This window comes from Arthrobacter sp. zg-Y1110, from assembly GCF_025244865.1.
GTDB lineage: Bacteria > Actinomycetota > Actinomycetes > Actinomycetales > Micrococcaceae > Arthrobacter_B.
In genome coordinates this window covers 38,257-59,380 of record NZ_CP104272.1, presented here as the reverse complement: position 1 = coordinate 59,380, position 21,124 = coordinate 38,257, and the positions used below count along the sequence as shown (strand labels likewise).

At 66.8% G+C, this 21,124-nt stretch carries 21 protein-coding genes; 9 read left to right on the top strand and 12 right to left on the bottom strand.

Annotated features, from left to right (window positions below; all coding sequences use genetic code 11):
• Window positions 1-3: 3 nt before the first annotated feature.
• Complete coding sequence (locus tag N2K99_RS00300) at window positions 4-918, bottom strand: carbohydrate kinase (RefSeq protein WP_227932643.1); 915 nt, start codon at window positions 916-918, stop codon at window positions 4-6.
• 34 nt (window positions 919-952) lie between these two features.
• Window positions 953-1,711, bottom strand: a complete 759-nt coding sequence (locus N2K99_RS00295) for a S9 family peptidase (protein ID WP_227932644.1) — start codon at window positions 1,709-1,711, stop codon at window positions 953-955.
• Window positions 1,712-1,817: 106 nt separating this feature from the next.
• Between N2K99_RS00295 and N2K99_RS00290 the strand changes: the two genes are divergently transcribed.
• Window positions 1,818-2,933, top strand: coding sequence for a GTP pyrophosphokinase family protein (locus tag N2K99_RS00290; RefSeq protein WP_227920528.1), 1,116 nt, complete (start codon window positions 1,818-1,820; stop codon window positions 2,931-2,933).
• Window positions 2,934-2,983: 50 nt separating this feature from the next.
• Entirely contained in the window at window positions 2,984-4,042 is a 1,059-nt protein-coding gene (locus N2K99_RS00285) for a winged helix DNA-binding domain-containing protein (RefSeq protein ID WP_227932645.1), read from the top strand.
• A 32-nt stretch (window positions 4,043-4,074) separates the two neighbouring features.
• On the opposite strand, the gene N2K99_RS00280 is transcribed toward N2K99_RS00285, so the two are convergent.
• Window positions 4,075-5,085 (bottom strand): LacI family DNA-binding transcriptional regulator, encoded by a 1,011-nt coding sequence (locus N2K99_RS00280; protein WP_227932646.1) that lies wholly within the window; start codon window positions 5,083-5,085, stop codon window positions 4,075-4,077.
• 181 nt (window positions 5,086-5,266) lie between these two features.
• Between N2K99_RS00280 and N2K99_RS00275 the strand changes: the two genes are divergently transcribed.
• Window positions 5,267-6,265 carry an SDR family NAD(P)-dependent oxidoreductase gene (locus N2K99_RS00275; RefSeq protein ID WP_227932647.1) on the top strand — a complete coding sequence of 333 codons (999 nt, stop codon included), beginning with the start codon at window positions 5,267-5,269 and terminating at the stop codon, window positions 6,263-6,265.
• 95 nt (window positions 6,266-6,360) lie between these two features.
• Here the strand turns inward: N2K99_RS00275 and N2K99_RS00270 are convergent, their stop codons facing one another.
• The 4 genes from N2K99_RS00270 to N2K99_RS00255 form a co-directional block, all read right to left on the bottom strand.
• Window positions 6,361-6,819 (bottom strand): GNAT family N-acetyltransferase, encoded by a 459-nt coding sequence (locus N2K99_RS00270; protein WP_227932648.1) that lies wholly within the window; start codon window positions 6,817-6,819, stop codon window positions 6,361-6,363.
• Window positions 6,820-6,897: 78 nt separating this feature from the next.
• Entirely contained in the window at window positions 6,898-7,365 is a 468-nt protein-coding gene (locus N2K99_RS00265) for an SRPBCC family protein (RefSeq protein WP_227920511.1), read from the bottom strand.
• A gap of 96 nt (window positions 7,366-7,461) precedes the next feature.
• Window positions 7,462-9,942 carry a phosphoketolase gene (locus N2K99_RS00260; RefSeq protein ID WP_227932649.1) on the bottom strand — a complete coding sequence of 827 codons (2,481 nt, stop codon included), beginning with the start codon at window positions 9,940-9,942 and terminating at the stop codon, window positions 7,462-7,464.
• A 37-nt stretch (window positions 9,943-9,979) separates the two neighbouring features.
• Complete coding sequence (locus tag N2K99_RS00255; protein WP_227932650.1) at window positions 9,980-12,661, bottom strand: ATP-dependent DNA ligase; 2,682 nt, start codon at window positions 12,659-12,661, stop codon at window positions 9,980-9,982.
• Between the two features lie 160 nt (window positions 12,662-12,821).
• Between N2K99_RS00255 and N2K99_RS00250 the strand changes: the two genes are divergently transcribed.
• Together N2K99_RS00250 and N2K99_RS00245 are read left to right on the top strand one after the other, a co-directional pair.
• On the top strand, window positions 12,822-14,321 hold the full coding sequence (locus N2K99_RS00250) for an SDR family oxidoreductase (protein WP_227932651.1): 1,500 nt from the start codon (window positions 12,822-12,824) through the stop codon (window positions 14,319-14,321).
• A gap of 146 nt (window positions 14,322-14,467) precedes the next feature.
• Complete coding sequence (locus N2K99_RS00245) at window positions 14,468-15,697, top strand: Ig-like domain-containing protein (RefSeq protein WP_227932939.1); 1,230 nt, start codon at window positions 14,468-14,470, stop codon at window positions 15,695-15,697.
• Here N2K99_RS00245 and N2K99_RS00240 read toward each other — a convergent pair.
• The 4 genes from N2K99_RS00240 to soxR form a co-directional block, all read right to left on the bottom strand.
• Window positions 15,694-16,359, bottom strand: a complete 666-nt coding sequence (locus N2K99_RS00240) for a pentapeptide repeat-containing protein (RefSeq protein WP_227920499.1) — start codon at window positions 16,357-16,359, stop codon at window positions 15,694-15,696. The genes N2K99_RS00245 and N2K99_RS00240 overlap by 4 nt on opposite strands.
• Before the next feature lie 2 nt (window positions 16,360-16,361).
• The gene (locus N2K99_RS00235; RefSeq protein WP_227920497.1) at window positions 16,362-16,580 is read right to left on the bottom strand and encodes a PLDc N-terminal domain-containing protein; all 219 of its coding nucleotides are present in this window, start codon (window positions 16,578-16,580) and stop codon (window positions 16,362-16,364) included.
• A 65-nt stretch (window positions 16,581-16,645) separates the two neighbouring features.
• Window positions 16,646-17,197 (bottom strand): flavin reductase family protein, encoded by a 552-nt coding sequence (locus N2K99_RS00230; protein ID WP_227920493.1) that lies wholly within the window; start codon window positions 17,195-17,197, stop codon window positions 16,646-16,648.
• 82 nt (window positions 17,198-17,279) lie between these two features.
• Window positions 17,280-17,738: a redox-sensitive transcriptional activator SoxR gene (gene soxR / locus N2K99_RS00225; protein ID WP_227920491.1), complete on the bottom strand. Its 459-nt coding sequence runs from the start codon at window positions 17,736-17,738 to the stop codon at window positions 17,280-17,282.
• Window positions 17,739-17,902: 164 nt separating this feature from the next.
• Between soxR and N2K99_RS00220 the strand changes: the two genes are divergently transcribed.
• The 4 genes from N2K99_RS00220 to N2K99_RS00205 all read left to right on the top strand — a co-directional run bounded on the left by N2K99_RS00220 (window position 17,903) and on the right by N2K99_RS00205 (window position 20,840).
• Window positions 17,903-18,553, top strand: coding sequence for a TIGR00266 family protein (locus N2K99_RS00220; RefSeq protein ID WP_227920486.1), 651 nt, complete (start codon window positions 17,903-17,905; stop codon window positions 18,551-18,553).
• A gap of 113 nt (window positions 18,554-18,666) precedes the next feature.
• Window positions 18,667-19,602, top strand: coding sequence for a thioesterase domain-containing protein (locus N2K99_RS00215; protein ID WP_227932652.1), 936 nt, complete (start codon window positions 18,667-18,669; stop codon window positions 19,600-19,602).
• A gap of 15 nt (window positions 19,603-19,617) precedes the next feature.
• The gene (locus N2K99_RS00210; RefSeq protein WP_227920480.1) at window positions 19,618-20,520 is read left to right on the top strand and encodes a Ku protein; all 903 of its coding nucleotides are present in this window, start codon (window positions 19,618-19,620) and stop codon (window positions 20,518-20,520) included.
• 5 nt (window positions 20,521-20,525) lie between these two features.
• A complete protein-coding gene (locus N2K99_RS00205; protein WP_227920476.1) occupies window positions 20,526-20,840 on the top strand; it encodes a hypothetical protein in 315 nt (104 codons plus the stop codon).
• A 31-nt stretch (window positions 20,841-20,871) separates the two neighbouring features.
• Here N2K99_RS00205 and N2K99_RS00200 read toward each other — a convergent pair whose 3' ends face one another.
• Window positions 20,872-21,111: a DUF2630 family protein gene (locus N2K99_RS00200; protein ID WP_227920473.1), complete on the bottom strand. Its 240-nt coding sequence runs from the start codon at window positions 21,109-21,111 to the stop codon at window positions 20,872-20,874.
• Window positions 21,112-21,124: the final 13 nt, after the last annotated feature.

Genomic DNA, 21,124 nt, shown 5'->3' with positions numbered 1-21,124 from the left:
GGATCAGGGAACTTCGCGCCGGTAGGGAGGGTTGGCTCCGGCGCGGGAAACGGTGACGGCTGCTGCGCGCGCGGCGAAGGAAAGCAGCTCCTGCAGTTCGCCGACGCCGATCCGGGCCAGGTCGCTGCGGCGGGCACCGCCGTCGAACTCCCGGTCCATCAGCCCCACCAGGAGGGCGGACATAAACGAATCCCCGGCGCCCACGGTGTCCACCACGCTGACGGTGGGTGCGACTACTTCGCAGTGCCCCGCCGCGGCCACGGCCCACGGCCCCTTCGACCCCCGGGTGACCACTACCAGCGACGGTCCCGCAGCGAGCCAGCGCCGGGCGGATTCCTCCACTGATTCGTCCGGGTAGAGCCACTGCAGGTCTTCGTCGGAGGCCTTGACGACGTCGGCCAGTGCCACGAATTTCTCGGCCTGTTCACGGGCGTAGGAGACGTCGGTGATGATGGTCGGCCGGCAGTTCGGATCGTAGGTCACGGTGCAGCCGGGCCGTGCCTGTTCCACGGCGCGCAGCACGTGGCTCGCACCCGGCGAGAGCATGGACGCGATGGAACCGGTGTGCAGCATGGTGGTTCCGTCCAGCAGGGCCGGAAGATCCTCCGCAAGGCTCGGCAGCTGCCACTCCAGGTCAAAGGTGTACCGGGCGCCGCCCGCCGGATCCAGCACGGCCGTGGCCACGCTGGTCGGCCGGTCATCGGCTTCGAAGGCGGTCAGCACGGAGTTTGCGCGGAGGTGCTCGGCGATCATCGCACCGTAGGTATCCGAGCCGAAGCGGCCCACGAACTGGACAGGACGGCCCAGCCGCGCCACGCCCACAGCTACGTTCAGCGGGCTGCCGCCGGGGTGTGAACGCCGCGGCGCCGTATCGCTGACTACTTCATCAACAAGGGCTTCCCCAATAACTGTAAGCACACTGCCAACCTAACAGAGCAGCCTTTGGGTTTCCTTAAACAACAGGTATTCCGGCGGCCTCGCGGACCGCCTCGACGACGGCGTCCCACGCCGGCGTGCCGGGGGTGATCATCGCAAAGTGGTCGCCGGGAATGAGGCGCAGCTGCGCCGCCGTGCCGCTTGCCCGGGCAGCGTCCACCCAGCTGCTGGAGGAACTGAGCGGCACGGTGCTGTCTTCCTCGCCGTGCAGTGCCCACACGGGAACCTGCAGCGGCAGCGCGCACATGGGGTCCGCATCCCGGAAACGCCGGGGATCCTCTTCCGGTGTGCAGCCGAGGAAGTTCCGCACCGCCCCGTTGCTCAGGCCCAGCTCATGGGCCTCGGCCAGGTTGAGGACGCCCGAGGAGCTGACGACGCCGGACGGGAGGACGCGCGGGTCGGTCCGGGCTGCGGCGAGCACGGCCAGGTGGCCGCCGGCGGAGTGGCCCAGGAAGACGACGCGGGAGAGATCCACGTCGTGCTCCCGGGCAGCCGGCGCCAGTGCGTCGATTCCGGCGCAGATGTCCTCGAACGTTTCCGGCCAGCCGCCGCCCTTGCCGGCCCGCCGGTATTCCAGGTTCCAGGCGGCAAACCCGCGCGCGGCCAGGTCCGCAGCCAGCGGCCTGCCCAGTTCCGCATCGTAGGCTGCGCGCCAGTAGCCGCCGTGGATGATGACCACCACGGCCGGCGCCGCCGCACCGCATTCCGGAAGGGTAAGTTCGGCGTACTGGTCCGCGTCCGGACCGTAGGAGATACGCAGTGCAGTCGCTGGCATAACGATCCTTCTGCTCGCGGGGCTTAATCTGATAGGGAGCCTATCGCCGGAGTCGGAGAAACGCCGTGCCATAGGCTGGGGGGCAGGCAGGGGAAAGGGAACAGCTTTGAGCGCGTGGGACACACTGGATGAGCGGCTGCGGCCCATAGTCCAGGCCAGTACCGATGAGTACGCCCGGGTCCGGCCCGGATTGGAAGCGGTCACCGCGGAGATGGAAGCGAATCTTCGCGCTGTCTTTGCCGACAGCCCGGTAAAGCCGCTGTTCGTTGCCTCGCGCACCAAGAGCGTGGAGTCGTTCCGGGACAAGGCTTCCCGGATGCTGCCCCCGGAGCACCCCGGCGAACTTCCCACTCTGTTGTTCCCGGATCCGCTGCGCAACCTCACCGACCTGGTAGGCCTGCGCATCATCATGACGCTGCCGCACGAGGTGGATGAAGCGGCCAACCTGATCAAGCGGCAGCGGGCGGAGTTCGACTGCCGCGGCGACCGTGAGAAGGACATTGGCTCCATCGAATCCGGTACGTACGGTTACTCCAGCCGGCACCTGATCCTGCGGACCATCCAGAACGAGACCGTGCGGCAGTTCCACAAGCTGCTGGAACCGGACCAGCGGCCCAACGGCAGCTACCTGTTCGAAGTGCAGATCCGTACCGTGCTGGCCCATGCCTGGTCCGAGATCGAACACGACATCCGGTTCAAGGCCGGTGATCCGCGGGCCTGGAGCCCGTATTTCGACCGGCAGTTCACGGCAACCGCAGCCATGCTGGAGACGGTGGAAACCGCCTTCGCCGAGCTGCACGAACGGTACGAAACCGTCACGGGCTTCTGGGACGAGGAGGGCCAGGGCAGTGCGCCGCTGACTCCGAACCGGATCCGGGACATCTGGATGACGCTGCTCCCGCACGTCAACCGCAAGTCCGGTGATGACTGGGGCTGGGCAGCGGAAATGCTGGCTGCGCACGGTATGAAGACCACCATGGACCTGGCCGGGCTGCTGCAGGCCGAGGCCATCACCAAGGTCCGCGCGGCCCTGGACCACCGCTACTCCCCCGGACCGGACCGGCTGCTCGATGACCTGCTGCTCTGGCGTTTCGGCAAGGAACACATCGACCTCACAGCCGAACCGGAGGATGCACCGGTCAAACCCCGCCGGGAGTCCCTGGGCCGCCGTTACCGGTTGATGCAGCTTTACCGGGCGCGGGAGGCGGAGCAGGGGCAGTAGCCGATCGCCGGAACCTTGCCGGGCACCGCCGTGCCGCATAGCTTTGCCTCGTGGTCATTTCTCTTTCAGGGCAGGATGCACGGCGGATCCGGCGTTCCTCGCAGCTGCTGGGCGGTTCGGACCTGTCCCCGGCCGACGTCGTGCGGCGTGCCGTCGCGCTCCAGGGCCAGGACCTGCCCGCGGTGCTGCGGGCCATTGCCGTCCGTTCCCGCCCCGGAACCACCGTCCAGGACGTCCGGAACGCATTTGACCGCGGTGAGCTGGTGCGCGGCTGGCCGATGCGCGGCACCCTGTTCGCAACCACTCCGGAGCAGCTGGCGACACTGCTGACCTTCACCGCGGAACGGATCCGCAGCATGGCTGCCCGCCGCCGGGCCGAGCTGGGGCTTGAGGAGACGGTCCTCGCGCGGGGCCGGGACACCCTGCGCGAAGCCCTGGGCGATCGGCCCCTGCGGCGCTCCGAAGCGCTGGAACTCTGGGAAGCTGCCGGGATCAACACCTCCGACGGCCGCGGATACCACCTGCTGATGCACCTCTGCGTGGAGGGCCTGGCGCACTGGGGACAGTTCTTCGAGACCGGTACCGAGCAGCTCCTCACCCTCACGGCACCGCGGGCCGTCGACCCCGGCGCGGCCGACGAAGCCGGCCTGGCCGCGGTGGTCCGCGGCTTCGTGCTCGCCCGGGGGCCGGTCACGGAGAACGATCTGGCCTGGTGGACCAAACTGCCCAAAACCATGGTGCGCAAGGCGGCGGCCGGCGTGGCGGATCTGGTCCAGGTGGAAATGGAGGGCCTGCCGGCGTGGATCATCGGTGAGCCGGAGATTCCGGAACCTTCGGGAGTGTCACTGGTGCCGGCCTTCGATGAGTGGATCCTCGGTTACGCGGACCGTTCCCTGGTTGCCAGCCCGGCGATGCTGGCGGCAATTGTCCCGGGCGGCAACGGGGTCTTCCGCCCGGCCGTGCTCGACGACGGCGTGGCGGTGGGCACCTGGCGGCTGCCCCGCACCTCCCGGGCCACCCTGGAACCGGTCATCGACCTGGTGGAACGGGTATCGGCAGCCAAGCGGCAGGCCATTAAGCAGGCGGTCGCTGACTGGCCGCACGGCTGACCGGCTGCGTGCGGGGAACCGCGTCCGCCCGGTCAGGCCGAAACGCGCCGCACCAGCCGAACCGGAGGCAGGCCCGGCTCGGCCGGCTGCACGGTAGCTTCCGCACCGGATTCCGGCACATCCAGCGGTGCGTCCAGCGGGGCCACTGCCATCCGCGCGAAGCGTTCCCCCAACTCCCGGGCGTCCATCCGTACGGTGGTCAGCGGCGGAACCGCCAGCGACGCCAGCGGAATGTCCTCCGCACCGATCACCGCCATGTCGTCCGGCGCAGTCAGGCCGTGCGCGGCCAGCCCGGCCAGCAGTGCGAAGGCATGCTCGTCGTCGAACGCGCAGGCCGCGGTCACCGGCTGCGGTCCTGATCTCCAGCGGTCGACGACGCCGGCCGCCTCCTCTGCGTCCAGGCCCAGCCGGGCGACGTCGGGCTGCGGGAGCCCGAGCCGGTTGCAGGCGTCCGCAATGGCTGCCAGCCGGACATCCACCCGCCAGGCGTAACCGGACTCCGGTGGAACTGCCACACCGATCCGCCGGTGTCCCGCCGCGGCCAGGTGCTGTACCTGGCATGCCCCAATGCCGAGGTCCGGCGCCAGCGGGTCTTCCAACGCCTGGTGCAGGGACGCCACCTTGATGCCGCTGGCCGCCAGGGCTGCCAGTTCCGGCTCCGCGAGCGGAGTGATGAGGATCAGCGCTGCCGGAGCCAGCGACTGCACCAGGGACGGCGCTCCCCCCTGCGCCGGCAGCCGGTGCGCCACCAGGCGCAGTCCCTGCCGTTCCACTTCCTCGGAGGCGGCGTCGATCATGATGGCCAGGGCGCGGCCCAAGGGCTCGGGCGGCAGCAGCATCAGGACCAGGTCGCTGCGGCCGCGGCGCAAGGTGCGGGCAGCCGTCGACGGCGTGTACCCGAGTGAGCGGGCTGCGGCCAGCACCCGGTCCTGCGTCGCGGGGGAGATACTCTGCCCGGCACGGCCGTTGAGCACGTAACTGACGGTGGCACGGGAGACGCCCGCCGCCTGCGCGACGTCGGTGGACGTAACCCTGCGGTTCATTCCGCCCCTCTTTCGCTTAGCCCTTGCGACCCGCCCAAACCCGACGGCGTCAGCCCTTATCCATTGGAGATTTCTCCGGTAGTCTGACGATACAGGCAACTTACACGTGTAACCATCGTGGTGAGCTGCCGATACCGGCGGCCGCAGATTACGGCCGCTCCCCGATTGAAAGGACCGGTTCGTGGCCAATTCGCCTATCACCGCCCAGAACACCGTCCAGCAGTGGCTCGACCACCCCGCCGGCGGCCCCGCCATCCGCGGCATGCTCGCGCAGGCCGGAAGCGACGAGAAGACCCTCGGCCCCGCCCTGACCATGAAGCTGCAGCAGCTGGTTGACCTCAGCCAGGGCAAGTTCCCGCAGGCTGCCGTGGATGAACTCGTGAAGCAGGCCAACGGCGGCGTGATGCCCGAGATCGCCGAAACCGTCCTGCCGACCGTTGAAGGACGCTTCGAAGGCCGCACCGTGATTGTCACCGGCGCCGGTTCCGGCATCGGCCGCGCCACCGCCGCCCGCATTGCCCGCGAAGGCGGCCGCGTGATTGCCGTCGACATCGCCGAGGTGAAGATCAAGGAACTCGCCGAAGAACTGGGCGAGGCCATTGTTCCGGTTGCAGGCGATCTGACCGACGCCGCCGCCGTCGACCGCATCATGGCCGCTGCCCGTACCAAGATCGACGGCCTGGCCAACGTGGCCGGCATCAATGACGACTTCTCCCCGCTGCACGAGGTCTCCGATGCCATGTGGCAGAAGGTCTTCGCCGTCAACGTGGAGGGCCTGATGCGCCTGACCCGCGCGGTGCTGCCGACCATGCTCGAAGCTGGCAAGGGTTCGATTGTGAACATCACCTCCGAGGCCGGCCTGCGCGGCTCCGCCTCCGGTGTGGCCTACACCGCCTCCAAGCACGCCGTCGTAGGCATCACCCGCAGCACCGCGTTTATGTATGCCCGTGAAGGAATACGCGTTAACGCCGTTGCTCCGGGCGGCGTAGCCACCGGCATTCCGATGGGCGGCAAGACCAGCGAGTACGGCGAGGCGCGCCTGTCCCCGGCACGCGTGAACATTCCGGGCCTGGCCTCGGCGGAGGACCTCGCGGCCTCCATCACGTTCCTGCTCAGCGATGACGGCGTGAACATCAACGGCGCCATCCTGCCCTCCGACGGCGGCTGGTCCGCGGTCTAATCCCCACTGGTTCGTCGGCCTCAGGGCCTACCCCGACGGCGGCCGGTGCCTTCCCTATGGAAGGTGCCGGCCGCCGCCGTTGCGTCTAAAACGGGTCAGAACCGGTAGACGGCCAGCTCCTCGGCCGCCTCGAAACCGTGCCGGGCGTAGAAGTTCTTCGACGCCTGCGACGGTGAGGTGACAATCCGCGCCGCCCCGATGCCCCGTGAATAGTCGACCGCCGCGGACACCAGGGCGCTGCCCACCCCCGCGTTGCGGTGCGCGGGCAGCACGTAGGCATTGGCCAGATAAACCCAGACGGAGGCCGGCTTGCCCGGTTTCGGCATGCGCTCGAAGATCGACAGGTTCACCATGCCGATCAGGGCATCGCCGCCATCCGCTTCGGCGACGAAGAACGTGCGGGGGTTGGCTGCCAACCAGGTGCTGAACTCCTTGACGAAGCCGGCATCAACTGGACGGTCCCCGCCTCCCTCGGCCGCCCACACCGCCCGCAGGCGCGCCAAGGCAGGGACATCCAGCGGAGTGGCTTCACGGATCAGTGTTCCTTCACGCATTGCGCCACCCTACAACGACGGCGGCCGGCGCCTCCCCGAAGGAAGGCACCGGCCGCCGTCGTACGTTAGAAAAAGCCCTTAAGCGCCGGAAACCGCTGCGGCGAGCTTGTTCAGCGAATCCTCGAGGTCGTCCTTGGACACCATCGGGAAGGAGACCTTCTTCAGGGTTTCCTTGTCGGTGACGTGGGACCAGTCGTAGGTCAGGGTGACCTCGGTGGAGTCGGCGCCGTCGGCCTGAAGTTCCCAGACCCACTGCCAGCCCATGGGCTCGGTGCCGGCCGGAGCGGTCTGCCAGGCCAGCAGCTTGTTGTGGTCGTACCCGGTGACGTGGTTTTCCGTCTGGTAGTCGCCCATTTTTTCGTTGTGCATGTTCATTTTGAAGACCTGGCCGGAAGCCGTAATGCGGTCGGTCTTCTCGTCCGAAACCACCATGCCGGAGCCGTCCAGCTCGTGGTGGCGCTCGGGGTTGGACAACAGGTTAAAAATGTCTGCTGCCGAGGCATCGATGACCCGGGAAACTACAACACTCGTCTGATCAGTGGTCAATGAACTCTCCTTCGATGGATGGATCGTACTTTTTCCACGGCGGCCGGCCCTGACGGGCGGCGCCGAAGCCTGCGCGTACCGCGTCCGGCGGTGAAACTAGCCGGGCGTGTCCTGCTCTGCTTCCTGCAGGTTCCAGCCGGTGATGTACGGCGGATCCTGCCCTTCGTCGCGGGTGTACTGCCGGGCACGTGCCCGTTCGTCCTGCAAATGCTGCCGGAAGGACGCCTGCGTCGATCCCAGCGACGCTACCCGGTCCAGCACGTCGATGGCCAATTGGAACCGGTCAATCTGGTTCAGCATGGCCATGTCGAACGGCGTGGTGGTGGTGCCTTCCTCCTTGTAGCCGCGCACGTGCAGGTTGTCGTGGTTGGTGCGCCGGTAGGTCAGCCGGTGGATGAGCCAGGGATAGCCGTGATAGGCGAAAATCACCGGCTTATCCTGCGTGAACAGGGTGTCGAAATCCCGGTCCGGAAGCCCGTTCGGATGTTCGCGCGGGTCCTGCAGCACCATCAGGTCCACCACGTTGACCACCCGGATCCTCAGATCCGGCAGGTGTTCCTTCAGCAGCGCCGCCGCGGCCACGGTTTCCAGCGTGGGCACGTCGCCCGCGCAGGCCATCACGACGTCGGGATCGGTCCGGGTGCCCGGACCGGAGGCCTCGCTGCCGGCAAAGTCCCAGATCCCGACGCCGCGCTCCACATGCAGCAGCGCCTGCTCCGGATCCAGCCAGACCGGCGCCGGCTGCTTGCCGGAGACCACCACGTTTACCCGGTCCCTGCTGTCCAGGATGTTCCCGGCCACGGCCAGCAGGGTGTTGGCGTCCGGCGGCAGGTAGACCCGGATGACGTCTGCCTTCTTGTTCACCACATGGTCAATGAAGCCCGGATCCTGGTGCGAGAACCCGTTGTGGTCCTGCTGCCAGACGTGGCTGGAGAGCAGGTAGTTGAGCGACGCGACCGGCTGGCGCCAGCTCAGCCCGCGGCTGACCTTCAGCCACTTGGCGTGCTGGTTGAACATGGAATCCACAATGTGCACGAATGCCTCGTAGCAGTTGAAGACGCCGTGCCGGCCGGTCAGCAGGTACCCCTCCAGCCAGCCCTCGCACAGGTGCTCGCTGAGTACCTCGGCCACGCGTCCGCTGCGGGCCAGGTGTTCGTCGAGGTCCTCAATCCGCTGCTGCCAGGCCTTGTCCGTGACGTCGTAGACGGCCTGCAGCCGGTTGGACGCTGTTTCATCCGGCCCGAAGATCCGGAAGTTGGACGGGTTCTTCCGGATCACTTCGCGCAGGTATCCGCCCAGGTTAAACATCGGGCTGACCCGTTCGGAGCCCGGATGATCGATCTTCACCGCATGGTCGGCGTACTCCGGCAGGTGCAGGTCCTGCAGCAGGCGCCCGCCGTTGGCGTACGGCGTCGCGCTCATCCGCAGGTCCCCTTCCGGAGCCAGGGCGGCAATCCCTGCGACAAGCCGGCCGTCAGCGTCAAACAGTTCCTCTGGCCGGTAGGACTGCAGCCATTCCTGCAGCTGGGCCAGATGCTCCGGGTTGTCGTGGATTTCGGACAGCGGCACCTGATGCGCACGCCAGGTGCCCTCGACCTGGAGTCCGTCGACGACGGCCGGCCCGGTCCAACCCTTGGGCGAGCGGAAGACGATCATCGGCCAGCGCGGAGCGTGCTGCTCCATGGTGTCGGCGCCGGGGACGTCCGGGGTCACCGCGGTTTTTTCGCCGGTGCGGTACGGCTCCTGGATCGCGGTGATTTCCGCGAGGCAGGTCTCCAGCACGGCAGCGAAGTCCTCGTGGGCCTGCCGGACGGCGGCCGGATCCTCCACGGTCACCACATATGGGCGGTAGCCGTAGCCCTCAAGCAGTTTCAGCAGCTGTTCCTCGGGCATCCGGGACAGGATGGTGGGGTTGGCGATCTTGTAGCCGTTCAGGTGCAGGATGGGCAGCACCGCTCCGTCGACGGCCGGATCGAGGAAGCTGTTGGAATGCCAGCTGGCGGCCAGCGGACCGGTTTCGGCCTCGCCGTCGCCGATCACCGTGGCAGCCACCAGGTCCGGGTTGTCGAAGACCGCCCCGTAGGCATGGGCCAAGGAATAGCCCAGTTCACCGCCCTCGTGGATGGATCCGGGAGTTTCCGGCGCCGCATGGCTGGGGATTCCGCCGGGGTAGGAGAACTGCCGGAACAGGGTGCGCAGCCCTTCCTCATCCCGGCCCACGTGGCTGTAGATCTCCGAGTAGGTGCCCTCCAGCCAGGCATTCGCGACATTGGCAGGGCCCCCGTGCCCGGGTCCGGTAATGAACAGGACGTTGCGTTCCTGCTCGCGGATCAGGCGGTTCAGGTGGGCGTAGATGAAGTTCAGTCCGGGTGTGGTCCCCCAGTGCCCCAGCAGCCGCGCCTTGACGTCCGTTTTTTCCAGCGGTCGGCGCAGCAGCGGGTTGTCGCGCAGGTAAATCTGGCCGGCAGAGAGGTAGTTCGCGGCCCGCCACCAGGCGTCCACAGCGTCCAGGGCGCTGTCGGGATGGGGTTCGGTGCCGGGAATGCGGGCCGCGGAGGCAGCACTGGTCTCGGTCATCTTAGGGTCCTTTCCGGTCAGTATCGGCATGGTGCGCCTAGGCGGTCTCCACCACGACGTCGGACGGTTTCTTGTCCGGGCGCAGGCCGCGCCAGACGGGATGGCGCAGTTTTCCGGTGCCGGTGCGTTCGGAGAAGGTCACTTCACCCACCAGCGCCGGCCGCACCCATTGGGCATCGGAGGCATCGGCAGAGGGCACATCGTCCAGCGGCGCCGTCTTGCGGGACATTTTCTTCAGGCGCGGACCGATGGTCGCGAGGTCCTTCTCGCTCAGGCCGGACCCCACCCGTCCGATGTATTTCAGGTCCACCCCGTCCGGAACTGCAACCAGGAGGGAACCGACCTTGTTCTGCCGGTTTCCCTGCCCCGGCCGCCAGCCCACCACCACTACCTCCTGGGTCAGCTGGTTCTTCAGCTTCACCCAGTTCTTGGAACGCCGGCCGGGGGAATAGGTGCTGCTGCGGCGTTTGGCCATCACGCCTTCCAGCCCCAGTTCCTTGCTGGCTGCCACCGCCTCGTCCATGGACATGTCCAGCGCGGGCGGAACCTGGAGGTGCCCGTCGGGGACGGGCTCGACGGCCTGCTCGAGGATCTCCCGGCGCTGTTCGTAGGTGAGGTCCGCCAGCGAGTTCCCGTCCAGCCAGAGCAGGTCAAAGACCATCAGGTGCACCGGCGTCCGTCCGGCGGCAGCGGCGATTTCCCGCGGCTTGGTCAGGTGCATGCGGGGCTGCAGCAGGCCGAAGTCCGGGCGGCCGGCCTTGTTCAGCGCGACGATTTCGGCGTCCAGCACGGCACGCTCCCCGTTGAGGTGCGCACTGAGGTCCTGCAGTTCCGGATAAGCGGCGGTCATGTCATTGCCGTTGCGGGAGATCAGCCGGGTGCCTTCCGGCGTCACCGTGACGACGGCGCGTACCCCGTCCCATTTCATCTCGAAGGCCCACTCGTCGTCGTCGTTGATCTCGGCCCGGCTGCCGAGCGTTGCCATCATCGGCTCGACGGCGGGCACCGAGGCGTCTGCCGCGTCGCGGGCCACCTTCCCGACGTCGACGGATGACGTCTTTGCCGGGGCGGCGGCCGTGGCCGGCCGTGTCCGGGCGGCAGCGGCCACGGACCGCGTGGGCGATTCCGGCGCATCCGCGGGAGCCGCGGGAGCCGCGGGAGCATCCGCGGGAGCGTCGGCGGGAGCGTCGGCGGACCCGTCGGCCGGAGCTTCCGGCTTCCCCTTTTCGCCCGGCTTCGGCTGGCTCTTCATAAGGTGGATCAGCCAGTTGTTGTTCGCCTTGTCACCGCCCGAGCCGGTGCGGATCAGCGCGTAGCGCCGGTCGGCTGCCCCTTCCCGAGCCAGGCCGCCGTCGGGCTGGCCGTGCAGCACCGCGATGACTTCCTTGCCGTCCCGCCATTTTTCCCGTTCATACGTGCCGTGATCCCAGATGGTGACGTCACCGCCGCCATATTCCCCTTTGGGAATATGTCCCTCAAACTTGCCGTAATCCAGCGGATGATCCTCGGTCTGCACGGCCAGGTTGTTCTTTCCGGACGTGGCCGGCGGCCCCTTGGGCAGCGCCCAGGACACCAGCACGCCGTCGTGCTCGAGGCGGAAGTCCCAGTGCAGCCGGCGGGCGTGGTGCTCCTGGATGACGAAGCTGTTGCCCTCCGAGGGAGTGGATGGTTCCTCCGGGACAGGTTCCGGCGTCTTCGCGGCGTCCCGCATGCTCCGGTACTTGGTCAGCCGGTCCACGCCGCCGCCCGCGGACCGGACCCCATCTGATGCCCCGCCGGATTCCTCCGTGGCCTGCTCCAGTGACTCCTCCTCGAAGGCGCCGCTCTCCATTCCAGCCAGCGGATCGGACCCGTTGTGGACGCGGTCCATCACCTGCAGATAATCCAGCTGGGCCAGATCCGGATCCTCGAGTTCTTTCCAGGTCCGCGGGGCGGCCACCGTGGGAGTGAACCGTCCCCGCAGCGAGTAGGGGCAAATGGTGGTCTTGTTGCCGTTGTTCTGGCTCCAGTCCACCAACACCTTGCCCACGCGCCGGGTCTTCTTCATGTCGCTGACCACCAGGTCCGGATGGTCGGCCTCCAGGGCTCGGGCCAGCTCGCGGGCCACCGCATTGATATCGTCGGAGCTCTGGCTGCCGTCCAGCGCCGCGTAGAGGTGGATGCCCTTGGAGCCGCTGGTCACGGGCCGGGCATCCAGGCCCATGTCCGAGAGGATGGCCCGGGCCAGGCGGGCCACTTCGGCGCATTCGGCCAACCCCGCCCCTTCGCCGGGGTCCAGGTCCAGCACCATCCGGTCCGCATTGCCGATTTTGCCCCGCGGTCCGAACTGCCACTGCGGCACATGGATTTCGAGGGCCGCGGACTGGGCCAGCCAGGTCAGCGTGGCCAGGTCATTCACCAGCGGGTAGGTATTGGTGGAGGTTTTGTGCTCGATCGAGAACCGCTTCACCCAGGAAGGAGCGGAGTCCTCGATGTTCTTCTGGAAGAACACCTGACCGGGATGCTCGGGCGTCCCGACACCGTGCACCCAGCGCTTGCGGGTGGCCGCGCGATTGCGCGAGTGCGGCAGCATGTACTGGGCCACGGCAGCGTAGTAGGCAATCACATCCGCCTTGGTGGTCTCCGTTTCCGGGTAAAGCACCTTGTCCAGGTTAGTCAGGCGGAGGCGGTGCCCCTCCACACTGACGGTCTCCTGGTTTTTTCCTCCGCCTGTCGCCATGCCCCCTAGTCTTACCGGGATACCGGGCAAATACCAGTATTTCATCAGGGGGCTTATCAATCCGGAGGCAACCGCCGCAGCGAACCGGTCTTCGGAGGGTTTCGCCCAGAGCGTCCGGCTGCCCTGACCATCGGCGGCGGCGCGTGTGTATGTTGGAAAAATGACAGAAAGCCAGCACATCCTGGTCACGGGGGCCACCGGCTACATCGGCGGACGGCTCGTCCCGCTGCTGCTTGAGGACGGCCACCGGGTGCGGGTCCTGGCTCGCTCGCCCGAAAAGCTCTCCGATGTGCCCTGGGCGTCCGAGGTCGAAATCGTCCAGGGTGATCTTTCGGACCGGGAATCCGCCGCGGCGGCCTTCGCCGGCATCGACACCCTGTACTTCCTCGTGCACTCGATGGCGTCCGGGAAGGGGTTTGGCGGCCAGGAGTCGGACATCGCCCATTTGGTGGCCGACGCCGCCGCGGAGGCCGGCGTGCAGCGGATCGTCTATCTCGGCGGGCTTCACCCGGAGGAAGGCGAGTTGTCGCCGCACATGAAATCTCGAACCGAGGTGGGCCGGATCCTGCTCGATGGCGAGGTGCCCGCCATTGTGTACCAGGCCGGCGTCGTGATTGGTTCCGGTTCCGCCTCCTTCGAGATGATCCGGCACCTGACGGAAACCCTGCCCGTGATGCCGGCGCCAAGCTGGGTCCGGCGAAGCATCGAACCGATTGCGGTTCGGGACGTCCTGCACTACCTGGTGCGGGCCGTGGACATCCCCGCGGGTGTGAACCGCACGTTCGACATCGGATCACGGGAAGTCCTGACCTACGCGGAAATCATGAACGGATATGCGGAGGAAGCCGGATTGCCCCGGCGCCGCATCTACGCCCTGCCGCTGCCGGCGCCGCGGCTGGCCGGACACTGGGTGTCCCTGGTGACCCCGATCCCGCGTTCGATGGCGCTGCCGCTGGTGGAATCCCTGCAGCACGACGCCGTCGCCAAGGAACACGACATTGATCAATACCTGCCGCAGCCCGACGGCGGGCTGACGGATTACCACGACGCCGTGAAGCGGGCGCTGGGCAAGGAGAAGCGCGGCGAGGTGGAGACCACCTGGGCCAGCGCCTCGGCGTCGTCCGATCTGGCTTCCGACCCGCTGCCCAGCGACCCGGACTGGGCGGGGCAGACGGTGTACGTGGACTCCCGGCAGCGCCGCGCGGCCGTGGACCCGGCCGCGGTCTGGCAGGTCATTGAGGGCGTGGGCGGCCGGAACGGCTGGTATTCGCTGCCCATGGCCTGGGCCATCCGCGGGGTCCTGGACAAAACCGTCGGCGGGGCGGGCCTTACCCGCGGCCGGCGGAACCCCACCACACTGTTCACCGGTGACGTGGTGGACTGGTGGCGGGTGGAGCTGCTGGAGCGCGGCACCCTGCTGCGGCTGCGTGCGGAGATGCGGGTGCCCGGCAAGGCCTGGCTGGAGATGCGCGTGGACCCGGACGGCGAAGGCGGCAGCCTGTACCGGCAGCGGGCCATTTACTTCCCTAAGGGTCTGGGCGGCAAGCTCTACTGGTGGCTCATTGCCCCTTTCCACGGCCTGATCTTTCCCTCCATGGCGAAGAACATCACGCGGCAGGCGGCACGGCTGACAACGCCGGCCGCCCCTGAAACCGTTTAGGCGACAATTGCGTAACAGCGTTCGGGAAATCCAAAGAAGCTAATATCATCGGTAGGACAATACGCGCCGGTCCAGCCGGCCCAGCTGCAACTATGCCGGTTCCGTCTTTGTGACGGCTCCCGGCTTGTACTTGAGGGGACTTGGCTGTGCAGGACAAGAAGAGCCGTAAATGGCCAATAGCCGCGGCGGTTGCCGCGGTGCTCGTCATCGGCGGAAGTCTCGGCGCAGCCTTCGCCACCGGCCGTCTGGGCCCTTCCGAAACCGGCTCGTCCCCCTCAGCCGGTACATCCGCATCGGCGTCGCCCTCTGTGCAGGCCGCCCCGGTATCCATCACCACCACGCCGGCTGACGGCGCCGTAGGCGTCAACCCCGCTGAACTTCCCTCCGTCACGGCCACCAATGCCGTCATCAACAAGGTCATCCTGAAGCCCGAAGCAGGCGGAGAGCCCGTGCCCGGCGTGATGTCCGGCGACGGAGCCGTCTGGACCGCCGATGCGCCGCTGGCCTTCAACACCCGGTACGGCATGGAAGTGGTGCTCACGGATTCCGCCGGCAAGGAGACCACCCGGAAGCAGGGCTTCGAAACCGTGCTTCCCGCGAATGAAGCCAATGCCTTCATGTATCCGCAGAACGCCGCCAGTGTGGGCGTGGGCCAGCCCATCGACATCACCTTCAGTGAACCGGTCACCAATAAAGACGCAGTGGAACAGGCCATCAAGGTCACCAGCACCTCGGGCCAGACCGGTGCCTTCTTCTGGATCACGGACAACCGGGTCCGCTACCGTCCGGAAGCCTTCTGGGCCCCCAACAGCGCCATCACCGTGGACATGCAGCTGTTCGGCGTCGACTTCGGCAACGGCATGATCGGCAACTTCAACGAAACCCGCACCTTCAACACGCACAACACCCGCCTGGCCGTGGTGGATAACAACACCAAGACCATGCAGGTCTTCCTGGACGGGCAGCTGGTCCGGACCTTCCCCGTCACCCTCGGCGAACCCACATGGCCTTCGCCCGGCGGCTACCAGGTTGTCGTCAGCCAGCACGAGAAGCTGCCCTTCCGCGCCGAAAGCATCGGGCTGTCGCCCGGAGACCCGGACTACTACGAACCGTTCGACGCCTCCTGGGCCAGCCGCCTGACCAACAGCGGCGTCTTTGTCCACCAGGCCCTCGACGGCGCGGTGGGTGCCCTGGGCCGGATCAATGTTTCGCACGGCTGCGTCGGAATGTCCGCCGAGGGTGCCAAGTACTTCTACGACACCTTCGACGCCGGGGACGTGGTGCAGGTGCTGAACACCGAAGCCGGTCCGGTCCCCGTTGACGACGGCTACGGCGACTGGAACATTCCCTGGGACCAGTACGCCGGGCAGCCCTAGTCTTCTACGCGCAGGCCCAGCTGGGCCGCGAGCAACGGGGCCAGCAGCACCAGCTGTTCTTCGTCCACGGTGAACCCCTTAAGCCCGGCAAGTCCGGTGATGCTCCGGAACGCGGATCCCCGCAGGTCTGCATCCACTGCCGTGCCGCCGCTTCCCAGCAGCAGGGAGTCGATCCGGCAGTCGCGGAATGCCACCCGGTTCAGCCGCGCGCCGTCCAGGTCCAGTTCCCCGATGATGCAGTTGGAGAACAGCACATTGGTCAGCGTGCAGCCGCGCAGGTTGAGGAAGTCGATCTTGCCGCCGTCAACCCGGACAGAGTTCCAGCTTCCGCCGTAAAGCTCAGCCGAACCCAGCCGCGGGTTGGAAATCTCCACGTCCCGGAAGGTGGTCCGTGCCGCCCGGAACACCGGGGCGTACAGGTTTTCCAGGGTTGATTCCAGAAACCGGGCAGCGGTGAGGTCGGCGTTGTCCAGGGACACTCCGGTGAGGCTGCATTCGGAGAACACCGCCCCGCGCAGCTCGAACCCGGCGAAGGATTCTCCGGTATAGGCCACCGCTTCCTGGTGGCTGCCCACCGGGACGCCGGCACCGTCGCTCAGGTCCTGCGGGCGGACCGGCTCCAGGACCGGCGGTTTGGTTCCGGTGCTGCGGGAACGCACCATGCCTAGGCGGACCGCCGGCCGAAGAGGAAGTAGGCGATCGGGCCGGCGAAGTTGATGCCGCACGCAGCCATCCACCATCCGCGGCTGCCGCGGATCTGCTCCTTCGGGCGCTTCTTCAAATCCCGAAGCGCAGCTCCGGCGAGCAGGAACTGGATTCCGGTCAGGGCTCCGAGGCCCTTTTTCTGTCCGCTGCTCAGGTCCTTGAGTTTTTTCTTTGCCATCGCCGTGCCTTCCGGGGGGTCGTTCCCGACGACGGTCGCCGTACGGGTCTGAACCCGATTATCCGCTATTGGCCGCTTCCGGAAGCAACCTGGCCGGCCTGGCCAAGAACGGAGTGCCCGCCCAGGCGGTGATAGGTCCGGTTGTGGTAGACCAGCGGCTCCTGCTCCGTGCTGCCGGGGAGGATTTCCAGGACGGTGGCCGCAATCAGGATGGAGCTGCCCACCGGGATCCTGCCGTCGACCCGGCAGCGAAGTGCCACGGGAGCTTCTTCCAGGAGGGGTTCGCCGCCGGGCAGCGTGCGGGTTGGCGTGGAGCCGAACCGGTCGGCGCCCTGCCGGGCGAAAAGTGCGGCGAGTCCGGCATTTTCGGCGCCAAGCAGGTGGACGACGACGGTCTCTGCCGCGGCTATTACGCCGGCTGTCCCGTGGGTTGACGCCAGGGAGAAGGACAGGATCGGCGGCTCCGCCGAAACCGAGGAAACCGAGGAGGCCGTCAGGCCCACGGGGCCGCTGCCGCCGTCGGCCGTAATGATCGCCACGCCCGCCGGGTGGGCCCGAAAGGCGTCCTTGAATGCATCCGTTACATTCCGCTCGCACAGAGCCGTATTCCGCGTCATCTGAAGTCCTTCCGCAGACCAACCCATCGAGGGCATCCCTCAACGCTAAAACCTCAACCATAGTTGAGGTCAAATCGGAGACTCAGATGTCGAATGCCCGGGCACCGGTGCCGGTGCCCGAATCGTCGGGGTTCACGAACCGGCACTGGGCCAAGGAGAGGCAGCCGCAGCCGATGCAGCCGCCGAGCCGGTCACGAAGAGCCTGGAGGTGGCGGATGCGGGTATTGAGTTCCTGCTGCCAGGCGGCAGAAAGCCGCTGCCAGTCCGCCTGGTCCGGAACTCCGTCCGGAGGCAGCTCGGCGAAAGCCTTGTTGATCACGGCCAGCGGAATGCCCGCCTGCTGCGCCGCGCGGATCACGGCCACCCGCCGCAGCACCGACCGGTCATAGCGCCGCTGGTTACCCTGTGTCCGCCGGCTGGAGAGCAGGCCCTGACGTTCGTAAAAGTGCAGCGCCGAGACGCTGACGCCGCTGCGCTCGGCCACCTGCCCCACGGACAGTTCCACACGCGCGGGCCCGGATCCGGATATATTCGCTTCCACGGCCTCGCCTTCCCTCACTGCACCCATTATCCGCCCGCTGCCGCCGCTGACTTGCCGCAGGCAATTCTGCGGACGCGCCGGTCCACGGAACCCCGCACTTAGGATTCAGGCAGTTATATTCGCAGCGCAGACCACCGAATCCCATATTTTTATAAGAGGTAATTGTGAAAGTAGAAATCCGTCACAGCCCGGCATACGCAGTAGCCCGCTGCTTCCTTGAACCCCACGAAGCAATGAAAGTGCAGCCGGGAGCAATGATGGCGCATTCCTTCGGAGTAACGCTCACTGCGAAGGCTGACGGCGGCTTTATGAAGGGCCTGGGGAAAATGATCGGCGGGGAGAGCTTCCACACCACCGTTTTCACCGCCCCCGCCGAGGGCGGCTGGGTCGATGTCATTTCCGAGTCCGTCGGAGACGTGGTTTCCGTCGGGGTGGATAACGCAACGGGCTTCCGCCTGACGAAGGGAGCCTGGCTGGCGAACGACGGGAACCTCGACGTCGGCCCGGATGCCTCCCTGAACGGCATGTTTTCCGGTTCGGGACTCGTTGTGCTGAAGGTCAGCGGCAAGGGCAACCTCCTGGTGTCCTCCTACGGAGCATTGGACGTTGTATCCCTGAAAGCAGGGGAAGGCTTCACTCTGGACACGGGCCACCTCGTGGGCTGGGAGTCGAGCATCCAGATGCGGACGCGCAAGGCGGCCGGCATCTTCAATTCGCTGAAGAGCGGCGAAGGCCTGGTGGTTGATCTGCAGGGGCCCGGCGACGTGATTATGCAGACCCGCGTTTTCAGTCCCGTCGCTGCCGCTGCGCGCTGACGTCCTCCCCTTCACTGGCGGCCGGGACTGCGGCATGTGAAAGTGTCCCTATCGGGCCCAAACGGCTGGCCCGCGCGGCCGGTGAAGGTGCCGCCGCAACGAAGGAGGCAGCCATGGATCCCGCACCCCTCGGACCACCGGAGAAACCCGGAACGCTGGTTTTCCTGCCGGGCACCGGCCAGCCCAATCCGCAGCTCGCGGACCGGATCCGGGAGCAGATGGCCGCGGTGCCGGGATTGTCCGATTACCGGGTGCTGCCGGTCGATTGGGCCGCCGCCGCACCCGATAAAGTCAGCTTTGTTCCGGCGTTGCCCCCGCGCTATGTGGCCGACGATCCGCCTGGAGTGACCGATACGTCCCTGGCCCTGGCCCTTTTCGGCATGGACCTGGGGGCGGCTGATCCGCTGAAACAGGCCTCCAGTGCCGGCGCCCCGCCGGCACGCCCTGACGCCGCGTTCCTGGGGGAAACGCTGCAGGATCTGGTCCTGGGGGTGGTCACGGAGGCAGGGATCCGGCACCGGATCCGCCTCACGGATGCCGCGGGCAGCTTCTTCGGCAAGGTCGCCTTCTATCTGCGCCACGGTCCGGCCGCCTGCGCCCGCATTGCGGATACCCTGCGCAGCACGGACCAGGACGCGCCTGTCGTGTTGTTCGGCCACAGCCTCGGCTCCGTGGCCGCTGTTGACCTGCTCAGTTCCCCGGAAGCGAACGGCATCCGGGTGGATTTGCTGGTGACCGTGGGCTCGCAGGCGCCGTGGTTCTACCTCCTCGATGCCCTCGCTTATCTCGGACCGGTCCGCGGCGGTTCAGGGCCCGCAGTCCCCTGGTTGAACTTCTGGGACGAGCGCGACCTGATTTCCTTCTGCGCCGAACGCGTGTTTGCCGGCCGGGATGTGAACGTGACCGACAGCGAAGTCGACTCAGGCAAGCCCTTTCCCGAATCCCATACCGCCTATTTTTCCGATCCACGCGTATACCGGCAGCTATGGGAGCATCTGCGGGAGGCACGCGCAGACAAACCCGGCTCTGGCAACGGAACCGGAATCTAGTGTTCACTGGACTACATGAGAGCGATCTGGAAAGGCGCCATTGCGTTTGGGCTGGTCAACGTGCCGGTCAAGGTTTATGCCGCCACCGAGGACCACGACGTCAGCCTTCACCAGGTGCATGGCAAAGACGGCGGACGCATCCGCTACCAGCGCCGCTGCGAGATCTGCGGCGAGGTGGTGGAATACAAGGACATCGCAAAGGCGTACGACGACGGCGAGCAGACGGTGGTCCTTACCGACGAGGATCTGGCGTCCCTTCCCGTGGAGAAAAGCCGGGAAATCGACGTCGTGGAATTCGTGCCCAGCGAGCAGGTGGATCCCATCCTGTTTGACCGGACGTACTATCTGGAGCCGGACTCCAAATCGACAAAGTCCTACGTGCTGCTCCGCCGCACCCTTGAGGACACCGACCGCACGGCTATCGTCCAGTTCTCGCTCCGGCAGAAGAGCCGGCTGGGTGCCCTGCGCGTACGCGGCGACGTGCTGACCCTCCAGACCCTGCTGTGGGAGGACGAGGTCCGGGAGGCCACCTTCCCCTCCCTCGACGAAAAGGTGCGGATTTCCGCCAAGGAGCTGGAGATGTCCTCGGCCCTCGTGGATTCCTTCAGCGGGGACTTCGATCCTTCCGAATTCACCGACGATTACCAGGAGCAACTCAAGACCCTGATCGATGCCAAGCTCGAACAGGGAGACTCGCTCGACACGGAGGAGACCTTCGGCGGAGAATCCGAGGAGGATGAGGGCGGCAAGGTCCTGGACCTCATGGAGGCGCTGCGGCGGAGCGTAGAGAAGAACCGCGACAAAAAGAGCGGCACCGACAGTAAAAGCACCAAGGAGGACGGCACCAAGAAGGCTCCCGCCAAAACCGCGAACTCGAAGAGCACCAAGAGCACAGCCAAAACCCGGAAAGGCGCCTGACCGCTATGGCATCTCGTAATTTCTTCACGGACCGGTTCGGCCGGCAGACCGTTTTCAAGGTGCCTAACGGGCCGCTCATCGGCTGGGGCGTGTTTGGCGTGGCGTCCATGATGGCACTGACGCCCAGGAATGCCGGGCTGCTGAAGACCCTCAGTAAAGGCTGCCTGATGGTGTGGGCCCTTGGGGAGACCTTCCGAGGTGACAGCGGCTTCCGGCGCAGCATCGGTGCCGCCACCCTGCTGCATGAGGTCACCGGACCGGCGGACCCGGATACTGAAGCCGGCACGTCGAAGGTGGCCGGCAGCCGGCAGCAGCACTAGTCCGCTCGGGGCCGGCCGTACGGGATGATCCCTACTGGCGGTATCCCTCGACTTCACCCACGGGCCGCTCCTGCGCCTCATCCGGGTCCTGTCCGGCGTCGGCCTTGGCCCGCCGCTGGCGGAGGAGGTCCCAGTACTGGTCCAGCTGTTCCTCCACCCGCTTTAGCTCCGCGGCATGCTTTTGTGGTTCCGCACCCGGGTCCGCCTCCCGCAGGGACTGCTCCCGCGCTACGAGTTCCTGGATCCGGTGCTGGATTTCCTGTTCGTCCATGGCTCCAACGCTA

Bases quoted from the DNA above. Each gene is read 5' to 3' on its own strand.
- N2K99_RS00295 (WP_227932644.1), bottom strand. From the start codon at position 1,711: ATGCCAGCGACTGCACTGCGTATCTCCTACGGTCCGGACGCGGACCAG.
- N2K99_RS00210 (WP_227920480.1), top strand. From the start codon at position 19,618: ATGAGAGCGATCTGGAAAGGCGCCATTGCGTTTGGGCTGGTCAACGTG.
- N2K99_RS00240 (WP_227920499.1), bottom strand. From the start codon at position 16,359: ATGGTGCGTTCCCGCAGCACCGGAACCAAACCGCCGGTCCTGGAGCCG.
- N2K99_RS00280 (WP_227932646.1), bottom strand. From the start codon at position 5,085: ATGAACCGCAGGGTTACGTCCACCGACGTCGCGCAGGCGGCGGGCGTC.
- N2K99_RS00270 (WP_227932648.1), bottom strand. From the start codon at position 6,819: ATGCGTGAAGGAACACTGATCCGTGAAGCCACTCCGCTGGATGTCCCT.
- N2K99_RS00255 (WP_227932650.1), bottom strand. From the start codon at position 12,661: ATGGCGACAGGCGGAGGAAAAAACCAGGAGACCGTCAGTGTGGAGGGG.
- N2K99_RS00200 (WP_227920473.1), bottom strand. From the start codon at position 21,111: ATGGACGAACAGGAAATCCAGCACCGGATCCAGGAACTCGTAGCGCGG.
- N2K99_RS00205 (WP_227920476.1), top strand. From the start codon at position 20,526: ATGGCATCTCGTAATTTCTTCACGGACCGGTTCGGCCGGCAGACCGTT.
- N2K99_RS00215 (WP_227932652.1), top strand. From the start codon at position 18,667: ATGGATCCCGCACCCCTCGGACCACCGGAGAAACCCGGAACGCTGGTT.
- N2K99_RS00250 (WP_227932651.1), top strand. From the start codon at position 12,822: ATGACAGAAAGCCAGCACATCCTGGTCACGGGGGCCACCGGCTACATC.
- N2K99_RS00230 (WP_227920493.1), bottom strand. From the start codon at position 17,197: ATGACGCGGAATACGGCTCTGTGCGAGCGGAATGTAACGGATGCATTC.
- N2K99_RS00235 (WP_227920497.1), bottom strand. From the start codon at position 16,580: ATGGCAAAGAAAAAACTCAAGGACCTGAGCAGCGGACAGAAAAAGGGC.
- N2K99_RS00260 (WP_227932649.1), bottom strand. From the start codon at position 9,942: ATGACCGAGACCAGTGCTGCCTCCGCGGCCCGCATTCCCGGCACCGAA.